Origin of the sequence: Italian clover phyllody phytoplasma str. MA1 (assembly GCF_000300695.1) — a bacterium.
Taxonomy (GTDB): Bacteria; Bacillota_I; Bacilli_A; order Acholeplasmatales; family Acholeplasmataceae; genus Phytoplasma.
The window spans coordinates 1-1204 of the sequence record NZ_AKIM01000137.1 but is presented as its reverse complement, the minus strand read 5'-3'; the positions used below and the strand labels follow the sequence as shown (position 1 = coordinate 1204).

Genomic DNA, 1204 nt, shown 5'->3' with positions numbered 1-1204 from the left:
TTAATAATTGCGGCGAAAAATATTTTAAACTTTGCATCATTCTTTTTTGATTATAAAAAAGAATGTATTCATGCACCATGTTTTTCATTTTTTTAGTATTCATGTTTTCTAAATCACTTAAATAAAGTTTTTCTCCTTTTAAATTAGCCCAAAAAGACTCAATACAAGCGTTTTGGGAAGGGATGCCGACATCGGAGAAACTTTGTTGATATCCTTTTTGTTTTAAAATAGTTTTAAATTGTTTAGCAGTATATTGGCCGCCTTGGTCAGAATGAAACACACATGATTGTTTTAAGGGTTTTAACTGTTCTAAAGTGTGCATAACTAAAGACAGATCTTGTTTATCGGCTATGGTATAAGCAATAATTTCTCGGTTATATAAATCCATAATCGCTGATAAATAAAGTTTTTTTCCGTATTGAGGTCCATAGATTAAAGTAGTAATATCAGTACATAATTTCTCATAAGGTCCAGAAGCATAAAAATTATTTTGTAATAAATTTAAATCCGAAAGAGGTGATTTTTTAAGGATATGTTTTTGCAATTTATTTTTAATGGTTACATAATAAATAAAACTGCTTCATTTTTTTTAAAACGGTTTTAGGGTTTATTTTAAAACCTATTTTAAGTAATTTATGGTGAACTTTACGATAACCTAAAATAAATTTACCAAAACGACGATTTCTTTTACATATTTTAATAATCGCGTTTTCTACAGGAGTTAAGAATTGTGGTTTAAAACTTTGTTTTAACCAACGATAATAAGTCGTTTTGGCTAAACCTAACCATCTTAAAAGTTGGTTTAAAGGAATTTTTTCTTTATATTCATGAATGATGGCAAAATAAATTTTTTTATTTTTTTTCGGGTTAACACCTAATTTTTTTTTAATAGCGGCTTTAAAAGCTTGTAGGGCTACTTCGTTTTTATTAGCATAAATACCTTTATTATATTTATATTGTTTACCTTTGGGTTGTTGCAAGCGATGAAGTTGTTGCTTATCAAACCAAATCAGCCATTGATATATTTGAGTTTTATTTTTGATCTTATATTGGGTTTGAATTTGTTTGTTGCTTAATAAACCTTCTTTTTTCGCAAAAATAACCTTTAATTTGGTATTTAAATCATAATGATGTTGTTTTGTTGTCATAAGTAAAAAAAAGAAGTCCCTTCTTTATTTTATTAACCTATTTTTATTATAAAAAA

At 26.5% G+C, this 1204-nt stretch carries 2 protein-coding genes; both read right to left on the bottom strand.

Going from position 1 to position 1204, the window contains the following annotated elements:
- A partial coding sequence (locus RI01_RS02975) for an IS3 family transposase (RefSeq protein ID WP_017193187.1) occupies positions 1-544 on the bottom strand: 544 nt, incomplete at its 3' end.
- A 7-nt stretch (positions 545-551) separates the two neighbouring features.
- Positions 552-1148, bottom strand: coding sequence for an IS3 family transposase (locus RI01_RS03315; RefSeq protein ID WP_017193186.1), 597 nt, complete (start codon positions 1146-1148; stop codon positions 552-554).
- Positions 1149-1204: the final 56 nt, after the last annotated feature.

Bases quoted from the DNA above. Each gene is read 5' to 3' on its own strand.
- RI01_RS03315 (WP_017193186.1), bottom strand. From the start codon at position 1,148: ATGACAACAAAACAACATCATTATGATTTAAATACCAAATTAAAGGTT.